Below are 3,264 nucleotides of genomic sequence, written 5' to 3'. Positions count from 1 at the left end.
TCTCTAATTAGGAGCCTGGTGATGACCTACTTTCACATGGGCGAACCCACACTATCATCGGCGCAGTTCCGTTTCACTTCTGAGTTCGGCATGGGGTCAGGTGGGTCCAGAACGCTATTATCACCAAGCATAAACTTGGGCTAACACGGCGTGTTAGTCATTTGGAAAGCTTCTCAAGTAAATCTACTTTAGTCTCTTAACTTCTGTGCTTAAACAGTCACATACAAACCACTTTGGCGTTGTATGGTTAAGCCTCACGGGTAATTAGTACAGGTTAGCTTAACGCCTTGCAGCGCTTCCACATCCTGCCTATCAACGTTGTCGTCTTCAACGGCCCTTTAGTGGCGTTAAACGCCAAGTGAGAACTCATCTCGAGGCTCGCTTCCCGCTTAGATGCTTTCAGCGGTTATCGATTCCGAACGTAGCTACCGGGCAATGCCTTTGGCAAAACAACCCGAACACCAGCGGTTCGTCCACTCCGGTCCTCTCGTACTAGGAGCAGCCCCTCTCAATTCTCAAACGCCCACGGCAGATAGGGACCGAACTGTCTCACGACGTTCTAAACCCAGCTCGCGTACCACTTTAAATGGCGAACAGCCATACCCTTGGGACCGACTTCAGCCCCAGGATGTGATGAGCCGACATCGAGGTGCCAAACACCGCCGTCGATATGAACTCTTGGGCGGTATCAGCCTGTTATCCCCGGAGTACCTTTTATCCGTTGAGCGATGGCCCTTCCATTCAGAACCACCGGATCACTATGACCTACTTTCGTACCTGCTCGACGTGTCTGTCTCGCAGTTAAGCTGGCTTCTACCATTACACTAACCGTACGATGTCCGACCGTACTTAGCCAACCTTCGTGCTCCTCCGTTACTCTTTGGGAGGAGACCGCCCCAGTCAAACTACCCACCAGGCACTGTCCGCAACCCCGATTCAGGGGCCAACGTTAGAACATCAAACATACAAGGGTGGTATTTCAAGGATGGCTCCATGATTACTGGCGTAACCACTTCAAAGCCTCCCACCTATCCTACACATGTAGGCTCAATGTTCAGTGCCAAGCTGTAGTAAAGGTTCACGGGGTCTTTCCGTCTAGCCGCGGGTACACAGCATCTTCACTGCGATTTCAATTTCACTGAGTCTCGGGTGGAGACAGCGTGGCCATGGTTACACCATTCGTGCAGGTCGGAACTTACCCGACAAGGAATTTCGCTACCTTAGGACCGTTATAGTTACGGCCGCCGTTTACCGGGGCTTCGATCAAGAGCTTCGACAAAGTCTAACCCCATCAATTAACCTTCCGGCACCGGGCAGGTGTCACACCGTATACGTCATCTCACGATTTAGCACAGTGCTGTGTTTTTAATAAACAGTCCCAGCCACCTGGTCACTGCGACCCACTTCAGCTCCAGACGCAGGTCCTTCACCTAATGTGGGCGTACCTTCTCCCGAAGTTACGGTACTATTTTGCCTAGTTCCTTCACCCGAGTTCTCTCAAGCGCCTTAGTATTCTCTACCTGACCACCTGTGTCGGTTTAGGGTACGATTCGATATAGACTGAAGCTTAGAGGCTTTTCCTGGAAGTATGGCACCAACAGCTTCCACTCCGTAGAGTGTCGTCTCGACTCTCAGCCTTAAAGAATCCCGGATTTACCTAAGATTCAAGCCTACTGCCTTTCACACGGACAACCAACGCCGTGCCTGCCTAGCCTTCTCCGTCCCCCCATCGCATCTATACCAAGTACGGGAATATTAACCCGTTTCCCATCGACTACGCCTTTCGGCCTCGCCTTAGGGGTCGACTCACCCTACCCTGATTAACATGGGATAGGAACCCTTGGTCTTCCGGCGTGCGGGTTTTTCACCCGCATTATCGTTACTCATGTCAGCATTCGCACTTGTGATATGTCCAGCATGCCTCCCGGCACACCTTCAGCCACTTACACAACGCTCCCCTACCCCGCAACTTACGTTGCAGCCGCAGCTTCGGTGGTATGTTTAGCCCCGTTACATCTTCCGCGCAGGCCGACTCGACTAGTGAGCTATTACGCTTTCTTTAAAGGGTGGCTGCTTCTAAGCCAACCTCCTAGCTGTTTTAGCCTTCCCACATCGTTTCCCACTTAACATACACTTTGGGACCTTAGCTGGCGGTCTGGGTTGTTTCCCTCTCCACGATGGACGTTAGCACCCACCGTGTGTCTCCCGGATAGTACTCATTGGTATTCGGAGTTTGCATGGGGTTGGTAAGTCGGGATGACCCCCTAGCCCAAACAGTGCTCTACCCCCAATGGTATTCGTCCGAGGCTCTACCTAAATAGATTTCGGGGAGAACCAGCTATCTCCCGGTTTGATTAGCCTTTCACTCCAAGCCACAGGTCATCCCCTAACTTTTCAACGTTAGTGGGTTCGGTCCTCCAATTGATGTTACTCAATCTTCAACCTGCCCATGGCTAGATCACCGGGTTTCGGGTCTATACCTTGCAACTCAACGCGCAGTTAACGCTCGCTTTCACTACGGCTACCCTAAACGGTTAACCTCGCTACAAAATATAAGTCGCTGACCCATTATACAAAAGGTACGCAGTCACCCTCGAAGGGCTCCTACTGCTTGTACGTACACGGTTTCAGGTTCTATTTCACTCCCCTCACAGGGGTTCTTTTCGCCTTTCCCTCACGGTACTGGTTCACTATCGGTCAGTTGGGAGTATTTAGCCTTGGAGGATGGTCCCCCCATATTCAGTCAAAGTTTCACGTGCTCCGACCTACTCGATTTCACTTATTAGACATTGTCGTGTACGGGACTATCACCCTGTATCGTGGCACTTTCCAGAGCCTTCCACTAACATCAAATAAGCTTAAGGGCTGCTCCGATTTCGCTCGCCGCTACTTTCGGAATCTCGGTTGATTTCTTTTCCTACGGGTACTTAGATGTTTCAGTTCTCCGCGTTCGCCTCTTACACCTATGTATTCAGTGCAAGATACCTGCAAGCAGGTGGGTTTCCCCATTCGGAAATCCTGGCCTCAAGCGCTTTTTACTAGCTTGACCAGGCTTATCGCAAGTTAATACGTCCTTCATCGCCTCCAACTGCCAAGGCATCCACCGTGTACGCTTAGTCACTTAACCATACAACCCAAAGTAGTTTGAGTTGTTTGGTGCGACTGTTTAACTTCGCCAGAAGTTATAGAATACTAAAGTAGACGCACAATTAATCTGTCGATTAACTGGCATTTTCTTTACTTATTGAGAACTCTAAATCACTT

2 rRNA genes are annotated in these 3,264 nt (G+C 50.4%); both read right to left on the bottom strand.

What is annotated here, in order from left to right:
• Window positions 1-13 precede the first annotated feature (13 nt).
• Window positions 14-128 (bottom strand): 5S ribosomal RNA (rrf, locus tag EXT46_RS18660).
• Window positions 129-243: 115 nt separating this feature from the next.
• Window positions 244-3,127 (bottom strand): 23S ribosomal RNA (locus EXT46_RS18655).
• Between the last annotated feature and the right edge of the window lie 137 nt (window positions 3,128-3,264).

Source organism: Pseudoalteromonas sp. CO325X, from assembly GCF_004208955.1.
GTDB lineage: Bacteria > Pseudomonadota > Gammaproteobacteria > Enterobacterales > Alteromonadaceae > Pseudoalteromonas > Pseudoalteromonas ruthenica.
Note: the sequence above shows the minus strand (reverse complement) of the source record. Positions and strands in the feature narration are given on the sequence as shown.